Annotated in this window: 16 protein-coding genes and 2 pseudogenes; 6 read left to right on the top strand and 12 right to left on the bottom strand. The window is 52.6% G+C overall.

The annotated features are described in order from the left end of the window. The 4 genes and pseudogenes from ACQUTD_RS14335 to ACQUTD_RS14320 all read right to left on the bottom strand — a co-directional run. Nucleotides 1–289: pseudogene (locus ACQUTD_RS14335) on the bottom strand (hypothetical protein); the annotation flags it as partial. A gap of 17 nt (nucleotides 290–306) precedes the next feature. Then, nucleotides 307–957, bottom strand: a complete 651-nt coding sequence (gene ptuB, locus ACQUTD_RS14330) for a retron Ec78 anti-phage system effector HNH endonuclease PtuB (RefSeq protein ID WP_473275684.1) — start codon at nucleotides 955–957, stop codon at nucleotides 307–309. Between the two features lie 2 nt (nucleotides 958–959). Beyond that, nucleotides 960–2612 (bottom strand): retron Ec78 anti-phage system effector ATPase PtuA, encoded by a 1653-nt coding sequence (gene ptuA, locus ACQUTD_RS14325; protein ID WP_473275688.1) that lies wholly within the window; start codon nucleotides 2610–2612, stop codon nucleotides 960–962. After that, nucleotides 2609–3544: a retron St85 family RNA-directed DNA polymerase gene (locus ACQUTD_RS14320; protein WP_473275690.1), complete on the bottom strand. Its 936-nt coding sequence runs from the start codon at nucleotides 3542–3544 to the stop codon at nucleotides 2609–2611. The genes ptuA and ACQUTD_RS14320 overlap by 4 nt, the downstream gene beginning before the upstream one ends. Nucleotides 3545–3901: 357 nt before the next feature. Between ACQUTD_RS14320 and ACQUTD_RS14315 the strand changes: the two are divergent. After that, nucleotides 3902–4147: pseudogene (locus ACQUTD_RS14315) on the top strand (transposase); the annotation flags it as partial. 247 nt (nucleotides 4148–4394) lie between these two features. Here ACQUTD_RS14315 and ACQUTD_RS14310 read toward each other — a convergent pair. Beyond that, on the bottom strand, nucleotides 4395–5009 hold the full coding sequence (locus ACQUTD_RS14310; protein WP_473275693.1) for a TetR family transcriptional regulator: 615 nt from the start codon (nucleotides 5007–5009) through the stop codon (nucleotides 4395–4397). A 73-nt stretch (nucleotides 5010–5082) separates the two neighbouring features. Between ACQUTD_RS14310 and bdcA the strand changes: the two genes are divergently transcribed. After that, nucleotides 5083–5796 carry an SDR family oxidoreductase gene (bdcA, locus tag ACQUTD_RS14305; RefSeq protein ID WP_318362981.1) on the top strand — a complete coding sequence of 238 codons (714 nt, stop codon included), beginning with the start codon at nucleotides 5083–5085 and terminating at the stop codon, nucleotides 5794–5796. A 54-nt stretch (nucleotides 5797–5850) separates the two neighbouring features. Here bdcA and ACQUTD_RS14300 read toward each other — a convergent pair whose 3' ends face one another. The 3 genes from ACQUTD_RS14300 to ACQUTD_RS14290 are packed head-to-tail and all read right to left on the bottom strand — an operon-like array spanning nucleotide 5851 to nucleotide 8578. Beyond that, nucleotides 5851–6846, bottom strand: a complete 996-nt coding sequence (locus ACQUTD_RS14300; protein WP_473275695.1) for a DUF2891 family protein — start codon at nucleotides 6844–6846, stop codon at nucleotides 5851–5853. Between the two features lie 26 nt (nucleotides 6847–6872). Beyond that, nucleotides 6873–7859 carry a DUF979 domain-containing protein gene (locus ACQUTD_RS14295; protein ID WP_318362979.1) on the bottom strand — a complete coding sequence of 329 codons (987 nt, stop codon included), beginning with the start codon at nucleotides 7857–7859 and terminating at the stop codon, nucleotides 6873–6875. After that, the gene (locus ACQUTD_RS14290) at nucleotides 7856–8578 is read right to left on the bottom strand and encodes a DUF969 domain-containing protein (protein WP_318375935.1); all 723 of its coding nucleotides are present in this window, start codon (nucleotides 8576–8578) and stop codon (nucleotides 7856–7858) included. Before ACQUTD_RS14290 ends, ACQUTD_RS14295 begins: the two co-directional genes overlap by 4 nt. Nucleotides 8579–8831: 253 nt before the next feature. Between ACQUTD_RS14290 and ACQUTD_RS14285 the strand changes: the two genes are divergently transcribed. Next, nucleotides 8832–9380, top strand: coding sequence for a winged helix DNA-binding protein (locus ACQUTD_RS14285; protein ID WP_072568459.1), 549 nt, complete (start codon nucleotides 8832–8834; stop codon nucleotides 9378–9380). Nucleotides 9381–9387: 7 nt separating this feature from the next. Here the strand turns inward: ACQUTD_RS14285 and ACQUTD_RS14280 are convergent, their stop codons facing one another. Next, on the bottom strand, nucleotides 9388–10173 hold the full coding sequence (locus ACQUTD_RS14280; RefSeq protein WP_473275699.1) for a linear amide C-N hydrolase: 786 nt from the start codon (nucleotides 10171–10173) through the stop codon (nucleotides 9388–9390). 107 nt (nucleotides 10174–10280) lie between these two features. Between ACQUTD_RS14280 and ACQUTD_RS14275 the strand changes: the two genes are divergently transcribed. The 3 genes from ACQUTD_RS14275 to ACQUTD_RS14265 all read left to right on the top strand — a co-directional run bounded on the left by ACQUTD_RS14275 (nucleotide 10281) and on the right by ACQUTD_RS14265 (nucleotide 14868). Further along, nucleotides 10281–10439, top strand: coding sequence for a hypothetical protein (locus ACQUTD_RS14275; RefSeq protein ID WP_473275701.1), 159 nt, complete (start codon nucleotides 10281–10283; stop codon nucleotides 10437–10439). A gap of 153 nt (nucleotides 10440–10592) precedes the next feature. Then, a complete protein-coding gene (locus ACQUTD_RS14270; RefSeq protein WP_473275703.1) occupies nucleotides 10593–12158 on the top strand; it encodes a methyl-accepting chemotaxis protein in 1566 nt (521 codons plus the stop codon). A gap of 208 nt (nucleotides 12159–12366) precedes the next feature. Continuing rightward, nucleotides 12367–14868: an EAL domain-containing protein gene (locus ACQUTD_RS14265; protein WP_473275706.1), complete on the top strand. Its 2502-nt coding sequence runs from the start codon at nucleotides 12367–12369 to the stop codon at nucleotides 14866–14868. A gap of 36 nt (nucleotides 14869–14904) precedes the next feature. Here the strand turns inward: ACQUTD_RS14265 and ACQUTD_RS14260 are convergent, their stop codons facing one another. From ACQUTD_RS14260 to ACQUTD_RS14250, 3 genes are all read right to left on the bottom strand, one after another. Continuing rightward, nucleotides 14905–15858 carry an aminoimidazole riboside kinase gene (locus tag ACQUTD_RS14260; protein WP_473275707.1) on the bottom strand — a complete coding sequence of 318 codons (954 nt, stop codon included), beginning with the start codon at nucleotides 15856–15858 and terminating at the stop codon, nucleotides 14905–14907. A 21-nt stretch (nucleotides 15859–15879) separates the two neighbouring features. Continuing rightward, complete coding sequence (locus ACQUTD_RS14255) at nucleotides 15880–17223, bottom strand: carbohydrate porin (protein WP_473275709.1); 1344 nt, start codon at nucleotides 17221–17223, stop codon at nucleotides 15880–15882. A gap of 121 nt (nucleotides 17224–17344) precedes the next feature. Next, nucleotides 17345–18778, bottom strand: a complete 1434-nt coding sequence (locus ACQUTD_RS14250; protein ID WP_473275711.1) for a sucrose-6-phosphate hydrolase — start codon at nucleotides 18776–18778, stop codon at nucleotides 17345–17347. Nucleotides 18779–18782 lie beyond the last annotated feature (4 nt).

Below are 18782 nucleotides of genomic sequence, written 5' to 3'. Positions count from 1 at the left end.
CCCCCCCCCCCCCCCCCCCCCCCCCGCAGTACTGCCAGATGCGCCAATAACCTAAACGCCTGCGTTCAAGCGCCAGTTGAGTGATACGCCCTGATAAATGTGCATCAGCACATGGACGATGAGCGTCATAGCGGCAGGTTAACAGGTACAAACTAGTAATCTTGCAGGCACGACGTTGCTACAGACCGGTCGCATCACGGGCTTCCCGCTTCTGGTCTAGGGTCTCATGAAGCGCATCCTTATCCAGCATGGCTTCGGCAAGAGACTTCTTGAGTTGGACGTTATCCTCTTAAAGGCAGTTGAGAGTTATGCAAACTCTTGGTTGAAAGTCCATGCATGTTTTAATGCAGTTTTAAATTCATCAAACTCTAACTTTCCGAGCTCATCTCTGAGCATTTCATTCCAGTCATCTTCGTCAAACTCTTCGAATAGAGAATACAAGTATTCGACATTAGGCATGATTGCTTGCACTGCAGTTCTACGACTGCCAAGCAGCTTTTGGTCGCCGTTCAGGTTAAAAACACGGATAGTTTCTTGTGCTTTTTTAAGCGCTCTCCCTGTGAGTCCGATAGCTGGTACAACCTCCCCGGTAGTGAGAAATAGCAGGTAGTCGTCAGGGTTTTCTTCATCAGGTTTTATAAGGTCATCAGCATCGTAGGCGCCAGCACCATTGTCCTTATATATACCGCAACGTGACCACCCGCCCCTTTTTCTTGAATCGCCACAAGAACCGAAGAGGTTACTCCAGACAAACGTCAGACCAGGAAACCTTCCCCTTGGCCTGAAATGCTCAATATGACGTCTGTTCAACCGGCACTCACAATAAGCACAAAATCCACCTTGCATTTCAGTTAATTTCGGCCATACCGCTGACTGATCAATCTCCATCCAGTCATTTTGACCAGCTGTATACTGGTCCAGAATCTCCGGTCTCTCCAGCCGAGCTAACTCTTTCATTCCTATTTTCCCTTCTCAGCCCTTATCTTGTTTATTTTATTCTTCATCTTATTAATGCGAATAAGGCTGTCTGCTTTTTTCACTTCAGCGCTGTCGATGCCAAAGTGCGCCTTTATTTTTTTGTAAAGTACTATAGACTGGTTATCAAGTTCTCCCGAATTTTCTAAAAGCAATAGTTCAAAATCACCTAACCAGTGAGATTCCGCAATACCAGGCGGCGTAGGATGTACGTTCATTACCTGCTCAAGAATTTGAGCATTCTCACTTCCCTTTGTTTGCATATCGGGAGAGTCAAGGAATGATTGGTCGCCATCATCGTTGGGATTAAATTCACGAATACAGCGTTTCTCAATAGTAGACAGAACAATGGGACTGTGTGTTGTAATAATAAACTGAATGTTCGGGAATGCACTGCGTAGGTTAAGGATAACTTCCTGCTGCCACTTAGGATGAAGATGAAGCTCTATTTCATCAATTAAAACAATGCCACGTCCCTCTAATGGATTTTCCAGGAGGGGATTCAGCATAACCATTCTTCGCGCAAGATCGGCCACCAGCGACAGAAATACACGTTGCCCGTCAGACAATTGGTCAATAGTGACATCATGCCCATCATTGGTAACTTTGACTAAATCAGAACCCGTTGTCGTTTCAACCCATATCTTGCTGATACTAGGCACAACCGAGCAGATTGCTTTCTCAACAATATTTTTTTGAACAGACTCAGTTAACATTTTCGAGGAAGCCGCAGCATCGTTTCTTTCTGTTGCTTCAATAAGCTTTAACTTCATTTGTTCCAGAAGTGATTTTACCGAAACCATACCACCATCAACGAAACGCTGTAAGTCATTAACCTGTTGTTCAAGTTCTTTAATTGAACTTGAGATATCTGATGCAGTACGCTTATGCAGGTAAATGTACCACTCAACGAAATGATCGAAACGACCTGCGCCACCAAGCGCTTGATTATAGGCATCAAAGCGCTCTTCTCTGCGTCCGGCATTATCTTTTGTGTTGCGATTAAAGGGTTGCGAGCGCTCAACGTTGTAAAGCGCAAACGTCGGCAAGTTGATCGTCTTCACCTCGTTAATGACTCGCCATATATCAGCTAAATCCTTGGCAGGCTTAACCTCGCTGTCCCGCCTTTCCGCTGTACCAAGGGCTGAGCGTGACAATCTGATGGGTACACTCTTAAGTCCTTTGCCAAAGAAAAAAGTGCTGCTGACATCGGCATACCTGTCTTCAGCGTCATTTTTTATGTCAGTCAGCTCGCTTAACCTTTGCCCACTACCGCCTTCCTTCAGGATGTTCGCGACGAACCAGCTTAGCGTTTTTGCGATCGCATATAAGATGCTTGTCTTCCCTTTACCATTGTTACCAATAATGACTGTCAGATCTTCTTCGAGTTTGATTTCCAGAAGAGAGAAACGGCGAAAGTCCTTTAGCGTGACGCGGCGAAGATAGAACGCATTATCTGGACGAAACGTTCCTGACTCATCAATGTGTCCATCCTGAATATAATCCCTGCAAATTTCGAACCATTCATCCACCACAATTTCACCCATACCAGGTGCTTCATCAGTATTTTGTTGATAAAGTTCGAACGCTGACAGTAAATTGCCACCCTTTGCTTTTCTTTCATATTGTTTGGTCATCTCAGTCCTCTCAGGCGCTCCATGAGTTCTAATGAGTATTTTTCGTTCATACGTGTGATGAACCCGGGCTCGATATGACTGGCAAATGCTAACAGCCCGGTCAGATAAGCTTTATCCTCATTATCAAGGAGACCATACTTGTACTGGTTAATCAGATGCTTGATAAATCTTTTTCTATCTCGTCCTAGTGACAGTGTCTCTTCATTAGTTATTGTTATACCAGTCACATGCCGGTTATGTGCTTTTGATGAGAAAACCGTTTTGCTGTGGTTAAGTCTGAGTGCGCTTCCGAATAAATCCTTCAGTAACGCCTCAAGCGTTGAAGGAACTGTTTTCAGTACATCACGGATATTACACGAGAACGTGAGGTCATCTGCATATCGTGTGTATGTTATCTCCATCTTATTGCAAACCGCATGAATTCGTTTATCGAATTCATACATGCAGAAATTGGATATGACTGGTGAAGAAGGCGCACCAACACTCAATATCAATTTGGTTTTGCGACGCTTTATCGGTTGCCAGAAAAGGATCTTTTCAATAAAAAACTTATCCTGAGGTTCAAATCGAGGTGTCACCGCAGATGACATTTCAATGCACCGCCAAAAAATTGCCGGTGTAATTGAGTTAAAAAAATCCTCCAGATCCGCCTTCAGGAGATACTGGTTGCCAGCATGTGCTGCGGCATTATCACAAATTCCCTTCTCTTTCATATAGGCCATTGAAGCATCATGAACAGGGAAGTTATAGAGCTGAACAAAGGCTCGTTGGATATCTTTTAGCCCTTTGGCAGGCTGGGCAATGACCCTAAACCCCGTCGTACGCTTAGGGATTTTGTAAACTTTGTACTTTCTCGGGGCGGTCACAAGAAAGGTGCTGATATCAGAGTCACTTTGACGTAAAACCGCAGCTAATCTACGAATAACAGACATAACAGTACCTGAAAAAGGCCCGGCGCATTTACGCCGGGCTTCACTCTTTACTTGAGGAAGCGAAAGTGTCGCAACCCGAGAGAGGAACGATCTCGGGTTGCGACACTTTCGCAACCCTTAATACGTTCAATAAGTTAGAGTCTGGCTAATCACCCGACTAGACGTAACCGTCCAACGCTAAAGAGTATCTAAAGCTTATCGCAAACAGCCATACTTAACAACTCGCTATGACCAGCCTATGAAGGAAGCTAAGCGACTGTTACTCCAGAATTTATAGTCTCGAAGTGAAGTGGTTTACTGAATTTGGCCACCTGAACAGAGGTTGATATGCTGACCTCAGACAATACAGATGTACCAATGAAAAGAAGAAATTTTAGTCCTGAATTCAAACGCGAACCCGCTCAACTGGTTGTTGACCAGAACTACTCGGTGGCAGATGCCGCCAAAGCTATGGATGTCGGTCTTTCCACGATGACAAGATGGGGCAAATATCTTGATGAGCTTAAGGGCAAAACACCAAAAGCTTCTCCTATGACACCAGAACAAATCGAAATACGTGCGCTGAGAAAAAAGCCACAACCCATTGAAATAGAGAATGAAATTTAAAAAAAAAGCTAACTTTTTTCATTTTTTCGCGCCTTTAACATCTCCGATTGATAGATACTACGTTCCATTTTAATCACTTGTTGATGAGTAATAAGTTAAATTGCATTCAGGCTTACGCGCACCGCCTGTAAGTCTGTCCCCGCCCCTCATCATCACGAACCGATCTCTCATACACCGCTCAAAACAAACCCGGCGCGACAGCCGGGTTTATATTGCAACCTTATGCGACTCACGCAATAAGGCATCATTCCGCATCTGCGCCAGCAGCATCCGGCAGCGCCTGCTCCAGCACGTCGGTACACAGACGCACGGTTTCGCGCAAACGCGCTTCGCTGTGCCCTGCCCGCGCACTGGCGGAAAGTCCGGCCATCACGGTTACCATAAAATCCGTCAGCCGTTCGGCTTGATCCGGAAACTGTCGCGCAATGAAATCGCGGATCAGGGTTTCTGCGGCCTGATGGATTTCGCAGGCCGCTTCCCGCGCTTCCCGATCGTCACAATGCGTGCCCTCGACCACCATACAGCCGCTGGCGATGGGATCGGCAACGTAGCGCCTTGCCGCTTCATTCAGCACAGCTGTCAGGCACTGCGCTACCGGGCGGTCTGTACGCAAAATTTCGGCAAAGGGAATCGCGCCCTGGCGGGAATAACGTTCCAACACACGCTGATAAAGGCCGAACTTGCTGCCGAACGCGGCGTAAAAGCTGGGAGGATTGATGCCCAGCGCTTTCGTCAGATCCGCCACGCTCAGGGCGTCATATCCCTTTGAATGAAAAAGTTTTTGCGCTGTTGCGATCGCCTGCTCTGCATCAAACTTGCGGGGACGCCCCGGTGTTTTACTTTCTTTTGTAGTGACCACTACATAACTCCTTGACAGGCTGCGTGACCGTCGAATATTGTAATCATCACTACAATATCACAAGGACACACAAATGACTTCATTTCAGCATAAATCCGTTCTGGTTATTGGCGGCAGCCGTGGTATCGGCGCAGCCATCGTCCGCCGCTTCGCTGCCGAAGGCGCATCGGTCACCTTCAGCTACGCGGGATCTCATGATGCTGCCACACAGCTGGCGGCAGAAACAGGCAGTAAAGCGGTGCAGGCAGACAGCGCCGATCGCGACGCGGTGATCAATCTGGTACGCGCGGCCGGGCCGCTGGACATCCTGGTGGTGAACTCAGGCATTGCGCTGTTTGGTGACGCGCTTCTGCAGGATAGCGATGCGGTGGATCGTCTGTTTCGCATCAATATCCATGCGCCCTACCACGCCGCCGTTGAGGCCGCCCGTCAGATGCCGGAAGGCGGACGCATCCTTATTATTGGCTCGGTCAATGGCGACCGGATGCCCCTCCCTGGCATGGCCTCTTACGCCGTCAGCAAATCCGCCCTACAGGGCATGGCGCGCGGATTAGCGCGGGATTTTGGCCCGCGTGGCATCACCATCAACATTGTTCAGCCAGGCCCGATTGATACTGACGCCAACCCGGAAAATGGCCCGATGAAAGATCTGATGCACAGCTTTATGGCCATCAAACGCCACGGGCGTCCTGAAGAAGTGGCCGGTATGGTTGCCTGGCTTGCCGGGCCGGAAGCCTCATTTGTGACCGGCGCCATGCATACCATTGACGGCGCATTTGGCGCGTGATCCGTCGGGGTTCGGCATCGCCGGACCCCCTGTTTTGCCGTGTCTGCCCTGCCCTTACTCCAGTGCCAGCAATGCAAAGCTCGCCAGCCAATGACCGCCGCTGTAATGGCTTCCCACCACATGCTCAACGCTGGCCGTCAGATGACGCGCCACGGCTTCGCGCAGCGGCGTCTGCGCCGGATGGTTTTGCGGCAAAGCTTTTGCGATATGCTTCATACACCAGGCGCGGCTCAGGTTCAGCCCGTCAAGATGCGCGATTTTCGGATCGGTACGGTCACTCACTTCGGCAGGATGTATCAGCGCCGACACCGATCCCACATGCGGTAAGAATGCATCGAACCACGCCGGGAATTTATCCGCCACTTTACTCATCAGCAGGGCTTCCGTCAGCGCGCCGGAAATATACTCATCACCGCCTGGCTCATAATGCGCAGGATAATCCGTATCGGCCTGATAAAAGCGCGTCGCCGCATCCAGAATGGCCTGCTCCAGCGGACGGTCAGTCAGCGCCCTGGCATAATCCAGCCCCAGCGCCAGCGCAAAGGCCGTGTTGTAATGCGTTCCGACGCGGATCGGATACGTCAGCTTGCTGAGGTAATCCATCAGCCGGTTGCGAATATCCTGGGTTAACGGCTCCAGCAGTTGATGCCACTTCTGCGCCTGCGGCAGTGAGGATTGTTTCAGCTCCTGCGCCAGCGCCAGCAGCCAGCCATAACCGTACGGGCGCTCGAAGGATGCGCGGAACGGCGCGTTAAAATATGCCAGTTCCTGCGCCACGTTTTCTTCCGTCATGTGTTCGTCAAACAGCGCAACGATGTCATCACGGCAGGACAATTCCGGGTACAGCCGCACGCAGCGTAACAGCAGCCAGTAACCGTGTACCGCCGAGTGCCAGTCAAAACAGCCATAAAAAATCGGATGCAGCGCGCGCGGCGGTAAGACATCACCATCATCATTAAGCAGATGCATAATGTGATTAGGGTATTCCTGGCGCAGATAGGTTAAAGGCATTCTGGCGAATGCATCCGCCTGATGTTGCGTTAATTCCATAACAGCTCCTTAGCTCAATGCCGCGCTTAGCGAAACGCGAGGAAATACATTAAAAAGACGTTCACCACCAGCAGCGTCAGCGCCGTTGGGATCTGGATCTTGATCACCTGATATTTATCTTTCAGTTCCAGTAACGCGGCGGGAACAATATTGAAATTCGCGGCCATCGGCGTCATCAGCGTGCCGCAATAACCCGCGTACATACCAATCGCCAGCAGCGGCGCCGGGTTACCGTGGTGAACGTTAATGAGGAATGGCAACGCGATCCCCGCGCTCAACACCGGGAATGCGGCAAAGGCATTACCCATGATCATGGTAAACAGCGCCATGCCGATACAGTAAATCACCACCAGCATGAAACGGTTGTCCGGATTGACGAACAGACTCACCACCTTTTGCACCGACTCGCCGGTATTCGCCACCACAAAGACCCCGCCAAGCATGGCAAGCATTTGCGGCAGGATCACCGCCCAGCCGATAGTGTCCACAAGACGCCGCGACTGGCGGATCGCATGCAGCGGCGTTCCTTTCGTCAGCCACCAGCCCGTGAGGATCGCGGCGACGCAGGCGACACAGAGCGCGGCCAGCGTGAGCTGCTTCTGATCTAGCAGATACACGCCGCCAATGGAAACCCCTTTCAGGAACAGCGTGCCGATCACCGTCACCACGGGGATCATCAGCGCCGGTAAAAACAGCCAGTTTTTCAGTCGCCGGGATGAGGCTTCCCGCTCTTCATCGGTGGACATTTTATAGTGTCCTTTGCCCACCAGCCCAAAGCCTGCCAGCAACGCAATGGCGATCACGCCGCCGCCAATGATCCGGTAGGCCAGCGATTTGCCCAGCTCCTGCACCATCAGATCGCCGAACAGGAAAATGCCGCCGAACAGAAACCAGAATAGCGCGGTGGTAAAGCGTTTCGGGTTAGCCCGATCGCGCAGCGTCATAATGACCAGCAGCATCACAACAAAGCCGATGAGGTAATAGACGCGGTTAATGGTGATCAAGGTGCTCATCGTGTCGCCTCCTGTGCGCCCTGCTCTGCTTTCCAGGCCATGACGTCGCGACGAATACTGGCATCAAGGCGCAACAAGCGGGTCATATGAATAATTAATGCGGCGATAGCGGTGGGAATAGCCCACAGGCCGATATGCAGCGGTTCAATGCCCTGAATGCCGCTCTCTTTCAGGAAGGCGTCGATCAGCAGTACCGCGCCAAAGGCAATAAAGATGTCTTCGCCGAAGAAGACGGCAATATTGTCGCAGGCGGCGGCATGGGCTTTGATCTTATCGCGGATATGTTGCGGCAGTTCGCCGTATTCATTGAGCGCCGCCCCTTCGGCCATGGGCGCAAGTAACGGACGGACGGTCTGCGCATGGCCGCCAAGGGACATCAGCCCCAGCGCGGCGGTACCTTCACGGGCGACAAAATAGAGCATCAGAATACGTGCCGAGGTGGCGCTGGCTATCTTCGCGACCCAGGCCTGCGCCCGCTCTTTCAGCCCGTAATACTCCAGCAGGCCAATGACCGGCAGGATCAGAATAAAGGTGGCCAGCGAGCGGCTGTTTACAAATTTTTCGCCGAAGGTTTCCAGCAGCATGCCGAAATCCATTCCCACCAGCAGACCGGTCGCCAGCCCGGCAACGACCACCACCAGCAGCGGGTTAAACCGCAATGCAAAACCAATAACCACTATCGGTATCCCGATGAGCGGCAGCAGCGTAGAACCGTCCATAACTTTTATCCTGTCTAAAGTGAGCGTTGCGCGCCGGCGGCTATTTTTTTAATACTTCACATCAAGGCGAAGCGTGATCCATAACGGCGAGAGATGTTGTGTTTGCCAGGGATCTGTCATTCGCACAGAGCCTGTACTAAAAATCTATAACTGAACGGCAAAAACATGTAAACAATTTATCAATAAAATGTTCTTATTTTATCGCTTTGCGTTTACATTTTTGGTGAAGAGTCACAATCCGATAAGGGACGCTATGACCACAAAAAAGAGTGCCACCTCAACGCATCACGACGATATTGCTGACGGCCGTATCGTTTCCTCCCGCCATCTGGTTTCTGAGCGTTGCGCGGAATTATCGGAGCTGGAGTACGCGCTGATCATGACCAGCAATGCGTTTAACAAATGGATGGTGCGCTGTATGACCGCCGCCGGTGAGCCGGATATGGGCGCTTTTGACGTGTCGCTTCTGCATCATGTGAATCACCGCAATCGCAAAAAAAAGCTGGCGGACATCTGCTTTGTGCTGAACGTGGAAGACACGCACGTGGTGACCTATGCGCTGAAAAAACTGGTTAAGGCAGGCTATGTGACCAGCGAAAAGGCAGGAAAAGAACTCTTTTTCTCCACCACCGATGAAGGTAAAGCCTTATGCATGAAATACCGTGATGTGCGTGAAGCCTGCCTGATCAACATTCATGCTGAAAGTGGCATAGCAGGCAGCGCCATTGGCGACACGGCACAGTTGCTGCGTACCATATCTTCTCTGTATGACACCGCCGCGCGGGCGGCGGCATCCTTGTGACGCAGCGTTACTGCACGGGCGTGAACTGACGGGTCACGTCCCCCTGTTTGATCTCGCCATCAGACAGGCTTAGCGCCCTTTCCCCCTGGCTGAAGTCGATTTTATTGAGATCCACCCAGACCGTGGAGGGAGAACCCGCCAGATCAAACATCATGATGTTGTTTTTAAGATCGCTTATCCCGCGCCAGAGGGTGGTACTGTTCTCCGGATTCCTTTCGGTTGAGATAGCGAACGGCGTGGACAGCGTGCGCATGACGGAAAGCACGCTCATACGCGCCTGCATGGCGAAATTCTTACCGGGAACCAGGTTAATAATAGTGTCCATCTTGTCAGGGCTGATTTGTTCCAGCCAGCCTGTCGCGCGCATAAAACGGTCTACCGAGTGGGGAGAACCAGGCATGTTTCTGGCGAGATCCTTTTCGTTATAATAATCATATATTTTCAGCATGGATTCATAATTTGGATCGTTGGTCATTACGGCGTTGCCTGCTTTGGGATATATTTTCAGTTTACCCCCGGCAATTTCAATAATCATATTCGCGCCGCTGCGGTCGGTAACCATATAATGCAGTCCTGCGTGCATGCCCTTGCTAATCATATGTATCGGCTCGCTTTTAAGCGCTTTTTCTGCCTCCTCAACCGTTGCGAAATTATCCAGCACGTACTGAATAAAGGTTTTTGCCTCCAGGGTTTTCTCTGCCGGTGAAGCCTTGCCGTATTTCGCCTCGCCGAGATATAAAAGATCGGCCTGCAACCCCTTTTCATTCATGCCTGATTGCGGCCCAGGTGACACGGGTGCAGGCGTCAGAGGATGAGAGTGTGCCTGCTGAAAGTATGGCGCTGCAAAAAAGAGCAATGACTTTCTTATCCATAATGTAGCTCCTGAATTTCCTTTTTATAATGACCAGTCAAACCTTAGCAGTTGGCGGTTTTAGAAAAATAAGCAAATTAAAAGATGTTCAGTGTTCACTGCAAAAGACATTAAATGCGCTTTATAAAAGTAAAGAAATTAACCACACTGCTAAAATGGTTATTAGCGTTGCTACACTATTATGGTGAGATAGCTGATCGTATTATTTCACCCTTCATGATCCAGATCATATTTATGTCTGAATGATGTTTTTACTGCGAAATTGCGGTGCAGAAAGCCGCCGTAAAGCCGATATGCAATGATGAATATCAAAGCGGGTTATTAGTTTCGCAGGAGAGATCATGAAGTTAAATAATATGAGTGTGGGTATGCGTATGGGAACCGGCTTTGCCCTTCTTTTGCTGATGACAGTCATTATGGGAAGCAGTGCATTCTGGCTGACCATGAGCAGTGAGAAGAAAGTAGAGGAAATGATCTCCTGGCATCTTGTTAAAGAAAGAATGATTGAGGACTGGACAAGACTTTTAAATACTAACAGCGGAGTAGCCATGACGGCGATGAGCACCGCCGATCCTGCCCTGCGCAAATCCTTGCAGGAAACCGTGGAGAAAGGATCCGCGGACATCACCCGTGTTCAGGAAGAACTGACGCCGTTATTGCGCTTACCGACCGGGCAACGCCTGCTGGCGAAAGTTAGCGCGGCGCGTGAAAAATTTGTCTCCTTACGACAGGAAGGACTTCAGCTTGCAGGAAACGGGCAGGATGAACAGATCAGCGCTTTTATACTGAATCGCTTTTATCCGGCAACCCAGGAATACACCCAGGCACTGACCGAGCTGCGTGATTTTCAGAAGGCGCTCATCGATAAAACCTATGCGGACATTCGGCGGGACGCGAATCAATCAGAAAACATCATTCTGACATTTATTATTGCCAGCATCATCCTGGGCATCATTATCGCCGGGTATATCACCCGTAGCATTACGCGACCGCTGTCTGAGGCCGTAAGCGTTGCAGGCAATGTTTCCGCAGGGGATTTGACGGTGGAAGTGAATGTCCGCTCAGGCGATCAGCTGGGGATGATGATGCAGTCATTAAAGGATATGGTTGCCGGGCTGGGCAGTACCGTCACGAATGTCAAACAGGGCGCGCTGACCATTTCCCATGCCGCCAGTGAGATTGACGCCGGTAATCAGGATCTGGCGTCCCGGACGGAAGAACAGGCCGCAAGCGTGGAAGAAACGGCCGCCACGCTGGAACAGCTTACCTCCACCATCAAACGGTCGGCGGATAACTCCCGCCATGTTAACCAGCTGTTTAGCGAAACCGGAGACGTCATCCGCAAAAACGGTGAGCGCATGAATGACGTGCTGCTCAGTATGGAAGATATTCATAATGCCTCCGGCAAGATGACCGACATCGTCACCGCCATTGAAGGTATCGCCTTCCAGACCAATATCCTGGCGCTTAACGCCGCTGTCGAAGCGGCACGGGCCGGTGAACAGGGCCGTGGATTTGCGGTGGTCGCCGGTGAAGTGCGCACCCTCGCCCAGCGAAGCTCCTCTTCAGCCAGAGAGATTAAGGAGATCATCGGATCGTCCCTCAGCAAAATCGACAGCTGTCGTGAACTGGTGGATGAAGCCGATAAGGGAATGAAAGGCATCGTGAATAATGTGATCGACGTGCAGCAACTGGTTGATGAAATAGCCCGCGCCAGCGCCGAGCAGAGCGACGGCATCACCCAGATTAATATTGCCATGGGTCAGATTGATACCACCACGCAGCAGAACGCCGCGCTGGTTGAACAATCTTCCGCTGCCAGCGCATCGCTCAAGGAGCAGGCGCGTCTGTTGTTAAACAGCGTGGAGGTCTTTACCTGTCATGACGCTGACAGGGTGCAGGCCTGAGATAACTTCCCGCCAGCCGTGGCGGGAATGCTTACCCTTTCCCGCCGGTGATTAACACTCTTCCCTTTTCTGCCGATAACCATTCCGGAGACCTCTGGATAATAATCATCTGTACCCGGTGATGGGTGAGCGATAAAAAATGAACTGGCAACCTACTCAAGCGCTTAACGCTGTAAAGACCGACACCCTCAGCATAGTGAAGAAATCAATGCTGATTATGATCCTGATGATTGCGGTGATGTTTATCCTCGCCATCACGGCCACTTATCATGTGGCAGGCGATCAAAATGCGCGTTCCGATTTCCGCAGCGGGAATTTGCTGAAAAAAGCGATAGAAAACCGGACCGCCACCATCCGCGATCATCTGGCGGACTATGCCGACTGGGGAGAAGCCTACATTAATCTTCACCAGAGTATGAATTTACAGTGGGCATGGGAAGGACAGAACCTCGGGGATTCGCTGTACAAATTATTTCAGTACGAAGGGGTTTTTGTTATTTCACCCGACGGTCAAACCAAATACAGCGTGCTCTACGGCGAACGCGTGCAGGATCCGTTCGAAAACTGGCTGGGTAAGCCGGTTTTACAGGCATTGCAGAATGAGCTGATGTTCACTAAAGGCCTGCCGCTGACGCGCATGGTGATTGCCAAAGGTCAGCCGGTGATTATTGGCGCGGCCTGGATCAAAGCCGGAAGCGATAGCCGCGTACTCACCACCTCTGATAAACACTCGCTGATGATCTTTGTCGATAAACTCACCCCGGAAAAACTTGTCCTGATGGGTAACGAGTACGGCGTTGAACAGGTGAGCTATAACAGGCATGGCGGCACGCCGTATCGCCAGGGCGAGGTGTCCATCCCCACCGATGAGGGCAGCATGATCCTGAACTGGAAAAGCGATGATCCGGGTGGAGCGCTGTTAAAGTGGGAGTTACCGTTATTGCTCGGTATGGCAGCCATTACGCTGTTACTGGTGCTGGCGCTGCTACGCAACGTATTAGCCAAAGCGCGCAGCAACGATAACAATATCGGGCTATTAAAACAGAGTCAGCTGGCGCTGGCGGCGAGTGAGCGGCGTTTTCGCGATGTCGCCGAAGCCACCACCGACTGGATCTGGGAAATAGACCATCAGCGTAAACTTAGCTGGATCTCAGAACGTTTCCCGGCGATCACCGGCTATCCAACCCGTCACTGGCTCGGGCGAAGCCTGACCGACTTTTTGCCCCAGTCTGCCGCCGAGATTTCGCAGTGGTTCAGCGATCCCCGCGCGGATACGCTTTTTACCTTAAAAAACTGCCGTTATGTCTCCGCCAGCGGGCAGACCCGTTATTGCAGTCTGGTGATAAAACGCGTCGATCTGCCGGGTGGCAGCACGACTTACAGGGGCACGGCGACGGACGTCACCGCCGAGCTGGAAGCCCACGAACGCGTGAAATTCCTCTCCTGCCATGATGAATTAACCGGCCTGGCGAACCGCATGTATCTGAAGGATTTTCTCGAAACCAGAGTGCGTGAGCAGCCCTATTTTGGCCATCAGATTGCGGTCATTACCCTGGATCTGGATAAATTCAAACCGGTTAACGATCTCTTTGGTCACGCCGCCGGTGATACCCTTCTTAAACAGGTCGCACGCCTGCTGGAAGGCTGCATCAATAAAAACGATCTGGTCAGCCGCCACGGCGGGGATGAATTCGTGATTATTCTTTCCGATATTCAGCACGTAGCGCAGATCGATGCGATATGTGAAAAAATTAATGCGGCGATCACGGCGCCCTTTAAGATAGTGGAGAACAACGATATTTATATCGGCGTCAGCATGGGGATCGCGCTCTATCCGCAGGATGCGCAAACGCCCTGGGATTTAATGCGCTTTTCTGACATCGCCCTCTACGAAGCGAAAAAAGAGGAACATACCCGCTGGATCTACTTCCGCCAGAATATGATCGAGCAAATCATCCAGCGGCGGGAAATGGAAAACGATCTGCGCTGCGCTATCAATGAAAACCAGTTCATTTTGTATTATCAGCCGCGCTACGACCTCAAGCAGTCGCGTATTAACGCGGTTGAAGCCCTGGTGCGCTGGGAACATCCCCGCCTGGGGCTGCTGATGCCCGACCAGTTTATTCCGCTGGCGGAAAGTTCCGGCCTGATTATGGGGCTGAGCCGTTGGGTGCTGACCAAAGCCTGTATCGATATCAGCGAAAGCCTGCCGGAGATGATCCTGTCGGTGAATATCTCCGCCGTGGAGTTTCTCAATCCCGGACTGGTGCAGCGGGTGAAGGAGGCGCTGAACGTATCCGGCCTGCCTGCCGCGCAGCTTGAGCTGGAAGTCACCGAAAACGTGACGCTGTCACAACCGGAGCGTGTGCTGGAGATCATGCATGAACTTAAATCCATCGGCGTGCGCTTCCTGATTGACGATTTTGGTACCGGCTATTCCTCCCTGAACTATCTGCGTACCTTTCCTTTTGACGGCATCAAGCTGGATAAGTCCTTTATCTTTGCCATGGAGTCTTCAGAGACCGCGAAAGACGTGATCGAGAATATGATTAATCTCGGTAAATCCTACTCCCTGAACGTCACGGCGGAAGGCGTGGAAACCACCGGGCAACTCACTATGCTGGAGAAGTATAAGTGCGATGAGGCGCAGGGCTACTACATTGGCAGGCCGATGCCGCTGGATAAAATCCAGCTCAATAAAATGATGTGATACGGGAGCCGCGAGGCTCCCTGTTTTACCCGCAGGCTAGCGCGCCGGGCGCAGGTTAACCGCCAGTTCCGCGGCGGATGCCCTGAACGCCTTAAGGACGTTTTCATCCGGCAGCGCGGCTAACGCCCCTTTGGCGGTGGTAGCCAGCGCGCCGCAGGCGCTGGCCTGGCTGACAGCCTGCGTCAGCTGCGTCAGATCCGCTAACGCATTCCCCTGCGCCAGGCTTGCCAGCAATCCCGCCATAAAAGCATCTCCCGCGCCGGTGGTATCCAGACTGCCCACCTTATATGCGCTCATCTCAACGATCTGATCCTGCCATAACACCACAGAGCCATCCGACCCGCAGGTCACCACCTTCAGGCGCGACGGATACCCGCCCAAAATCGCCAGCGCTTTGTCATGCTGCGTGGTGCCGGTTAACCAGTACAGCTCCTCCTGTGAAAGCTTGAGGATATCGGCCTGGCGCGCAAAATGACGCACCGTGTCGGACATCTCCTGCGCATCCGGCCACATCTGTTCACGCAGATTGATGTCAAAACTCAGCAGACCACCGCGCTGTTTAATGCTGCCAATGGCGCGCACCAGGGTTTCGCGACAGGTGGTGGCTACCAGCGCCAGCGAACAAAAATGCAGAATGTCGTCGGCAAATTCCGGCAGATCCTCTGCCGTTAAAAACTGATCGGCGGAGGGATCGACCAGAAAAGTGAAACTGCGATCCCCCTCGTCCCCCAGCGCCACCAGCACCGTGCTGGTGCGGTGCTGCGCGTCAAACTGCATATGACGGGTATCCACGCCCTGTTCAGCCAGCGTTGTTTGCAGAAAATGGCCAAAGGGATCGTCCCCGGTACGGCCAATAAAGCCACAATCCGCGCCAAGTTTCGCCGCGCCAACCGCGACGTTAACCGGCGCTCCGCCCGCACAGGCGCTGTACTGCATCTCTCCCTGCGGTAACAAGTCGATCACCGCGTCGCCTAATGCCCAGATTTTCATACACTCCCCTTAAGCTGATTATCAGAACAGATATTTAAAGCGCACCCGCGCGCCATAACGGTCGTCATTGCTGCCGCTTTCAGACGCCGATGCATCAAGCCAGGAGGCGTATGCCCCGAGGTAGATATTGAAGTTCGGCAAATCCATGATCTCCGGCAGCTGCCATGAGGTATGCAGGGTATGGATATCGTAACGACCAGGTGCGAGGATCGCGCAGTCGCTGTCACAGTCGGCATTGACGCCTGCCATATTGAAGCGGTCGATTTTGTTATGGGCGTAGATATAGCCCAGCTCGACGCGATGCCAGAGGGCATTGATACCGGCGCTGAAGTCTTTTTCGTCTGCCGCATCCAGGTAGGCGGTACTCAGGTTCACCACCGCGCCGTTTTCCGCGTCGATCCGCTGGGTGTTCCAGCTCATGGTCATACCGTAACCGGTGCGGCTGGACTGATCGCGAAAGCGGCCGTTCTCCTGCTGGTAGCCGTAAGCGTTATTGACCAGATTGCTCTCCAGCGCGGCGGCCACCGTCCAGGGGCCGGACTGCCAGGCGGCGACCGGGCGCACATAGACCACGTTTTTGCGGTTATCGAGGGCGTTGCCGTGATAGTTCTGATCGACGAACAGCGAACTGCCGTCCTCAACCAGCGTATTGACCTCGAAATACCAGTTATCAAGGTTTTTACTGAGCAGGAAATTACCGCCGCTGTTGCTGCGTCCGCGCCCTTCTTTCATCATGTAGATATAGCCGTAGCCATCGCTGTAGAGATCGTTGGCGGTATTACCGGAATATTCAATAAAGGTATCCTGATTTAACGGGAACATATCCCAGGCTTCAAAACGCCCTATTTTAATTCTCCAGTCATCCTGCTGACCGAAGAAAAAAGCCGCGTCGTCGAGATTCATTTTGCCGCTCATATCCGCCAGCGGCTGTACGCTGAATCCGGCATATTTGCCGTCTGCGCCCTTTCTCATCCCGTCGAAGCCAAGCAGAATGCGGCCGTTAATATCCCAGCGCTCTTTCTCGCCAGGTGTCCAGTCTTTATTGGCGCTGGTTTTCAGCGACGTCAGGCCGCCGGTGCGGCTGGCGCCGTCCATATTAAATTCGACATCGCCATAGAATTTTAATTCGTCGGTGTCATTCACCTGTAAAGAGGGTTTTGCCGGTGCAGCGCTGGCAACCGCACGGGGCGCGTCCTGCCGTTTTAAGGCGCGGATCTCCGCTTCCGCGCTGGCGGCTCGCGCTTCGGTGGCCTTAAGGCGGCTTTCCATTTGCGCCAGACGCGCTTCCAGTGAAAGATTTTCCTGCGCACAGACCACGCCGCTGAATACAGACGTCAACACACAACCGATCCATAATATTTTCATCGGGGAACCTTTTTTATTATTTCGCTAATCAATCATTAATGGTGCAGAGGGTATTCCGGCGACAGCGACAGCAATAACCCGCCCGTCGCCAGGGACGGGTTATTGATAATCTGAGTGTGATTTATTCCAGCTGCCAGGCGCCGCCGTCGGTTAATGAAGCGCTTCCGCTCCAGGCGAATAAACGTAATTCCCGGTTTCCGGCATCCGGATAAATACGGCTGCTGAGGCAGGCTTCGCCGTTATTCACAAAAACTTCAACGGAGGAGCTGTCGATAAACAGCCGCACACTGAGATCGCGATCGGGGGATAACGGCACGCTGCGCGTCCCGCATAAAGCGTGCTGCGGATAATACCGCTCCAGCACCAGCCGCTGCTGCTGGGCATCGACATACACCCGCAGGCCGTCGCCGAGGCTGATGCCGTATTGTTCGGCGGTGCTGTCGGCGCTATTCCAGTTCAGCACCACTTCCATGGCCCCGGCGTTTTCCGCCACGCTGATCTGCTGATTTTTAAGGGTGCTGACCGGCCAAGGGAACCAGGCCTGACGCAGGCTCTCCACCTCTTTCGCCGGGCGCATTTGCAGGCGGTTATCATGGCTCAGGCTAAGTTCCCGCGGCAGGGAGAGCATCCCCGCCCAGCCGTCCTGCTGCTCCGGCAGCGGCGACTCCCACATATCCAGCCAGCCGATCACAATGCGGCGTCCGTCCGGCGTTGCGAAACTCTGCGGCGCGTAGAAATCGTGGCCGTGATCCATTTCGGCAAACTCACCGGCGCGGATAAAAGGCTGGCCGGGCTGCCAGTCGCCCACCAGATAACCGCTCTGGAACAGATTGCGATTTTTGAAGCCGTCGGCGTTCATGCCCTGCGGCGAGAACATCAGCACGCGCCTGCCGTTCAGGGTGAAGAAGTCCGGGCACTCCCACATAAAGCCCATGCCGGCTTCCGCTTCATCGAGCACGCCTTCGTCCTGCCACTGGCGCAGATCCGCCGAGCGATACAGACGCACCTGTCCGGTTTCGCCCAGACGTGCGCCGACGATCATGTACCAGCTGTCCCCTTCGCGCCAGACCTTGGGATCGCGAAAGTGATGCACGCCCGGCGGCGTATCCACCACAATGCCCTGCCGCTCAAAGTGGATCCCGTCGCGGCTGGTGGCCAGACACTGCACCTGATAGAGGTTGTCTTCGTTACCGGCGTCGCCGTGAAATTTATGGCCGGTGTAGATCAGCGCGAGGGTGTCGCCGTCCACCACCGCCGAGCCGGAAAAACAGCCGTCTTTATCTTCAGGTCCTTCCGGGGCGATGGCCACCGGCAAATGTTCCCAGTGCACCAGATCCTTACTGCGCGCATGCCCCCAGTGCATCGGTCCCCACTGCGTGGAATACGGATGATGCTGATAAAAGGCGTGATACCAGCCGTCGAACCACACCAGCCCGTTGGGATCGTTCATCCAGCCCGCACGGGCCGCCAGATGGTAATGCGGATACCAGCGCAGGTTGAGCGCGTCGCGCTTTACCCTGAGTTCCTGTTCAGCGTCAGCAATTGAGTAGGTCATAGTC

This window comes from Enterobacter sp. K510, assembly GCF_055804875.1.
Note: the sequence above shows the minus strand (reverse complement) of the source record. Positions and strands in the feature narration are given on the sequence as shown.

Bases quoted from the DNA above. Each gene is read 5' to 3' on its own strand.
- ptuB (WP_473275684.1), bottom strand. From the start codon at position 957: ATGAAAGAGTTAGCTCGGCTGGAGAGACCGGAGATTCTGGACCAGTAT.
- ptuA (WP_473275688.1), bottom strand. From the start codon at position 2,612: ATGACCAAACAATATGAAAGAAAAGCAAAGGGTGGCAATTTACTGTCA.
- ACQUTD_RS14320 (WP_473275690.1), bottom strand. From the start codon at position 3,544: ATGTCTGTTATTCGTAGATTAGCTGCGGTTTTACGTCAAAGTGACTCT.
- bdcA (WP_318362981.1), top strand. From the start codon at position 5,083: ATGACTTCATTTCAGCATAAATCCGTTCTGGTTATTGGCGGCAGCCGT.
- ACQUTD_RS14300 (WP_473275695.1), bottom strand. From the start codon at position 6,846: ATGGAATTAACGCAACATCAGGCGGATGCATTCGCCAGAATGCCTTTA.
- ACQUTD_RS14295 (WP_318362979.1), bottom strand. From the start codon at position 7,859: ATGAGCACCTTGATCACCATTAACCGCGTCTATTACCTCATCGGCTTT.
- ACQUTD_RS14290 (WP_318375935.1), bottom strand. From the start codon at position 8,578: ATGGACGGTTCTACGCTGCTGCCGCTCATCGGGATACCGATAGTGGTT.
- ACQUTD_RS14285 (WP_072568459.1), top strand. From the start codon at position 8,832: ATGACCACAAAAAAGAGTGCCACCTCAACGCATCACGACGATATTGCT.
- ACQUTD_RS14275 (WP_473275701.1), top strand. From the start codon at position 10,281: ATGACCAGTCAAACCTTAGCAGTTGGCGGTTTTAGAAAAATAAGCAAA.
- ACQUTD_RS14270 (WP_473275703.1), top strand. From the start codon at position 10,593: ATGAAGTTAAATAATATGAGTGTGGGTATGCGTATGGGAACCGGCTTT.
- ACQUTD_RS14265 (WP_473275706.1), top strand. From the start codon at position 12,367: ATGCTGATTATGATCCTGATGATTGCGGTGATGTTTATCCTCGCCATC.
- ACQUTD_RS14260 (WP_473275707.1), bottom strand. From the start codon at position 15,858: ATGAAAATCTGGGCATTAGGCGACGCGGTGATCGACTTGTTACCGCAG.
- ACQUTD_RS14255 (WP_473275709.1), bottom strand. From the start codon at position 17,223: ATGAAAATATTATGGATCGGTTGTGTGTTGACGTCTGTATTCAGCGGC.
- ACQUTD_RS14250 (WP_473275711.1), bottom strand. From the start codon at position 18,778: ATGACCTACTCAATTGCTGACGCTGAACAGGAACTCAGGGTAAAGCGC.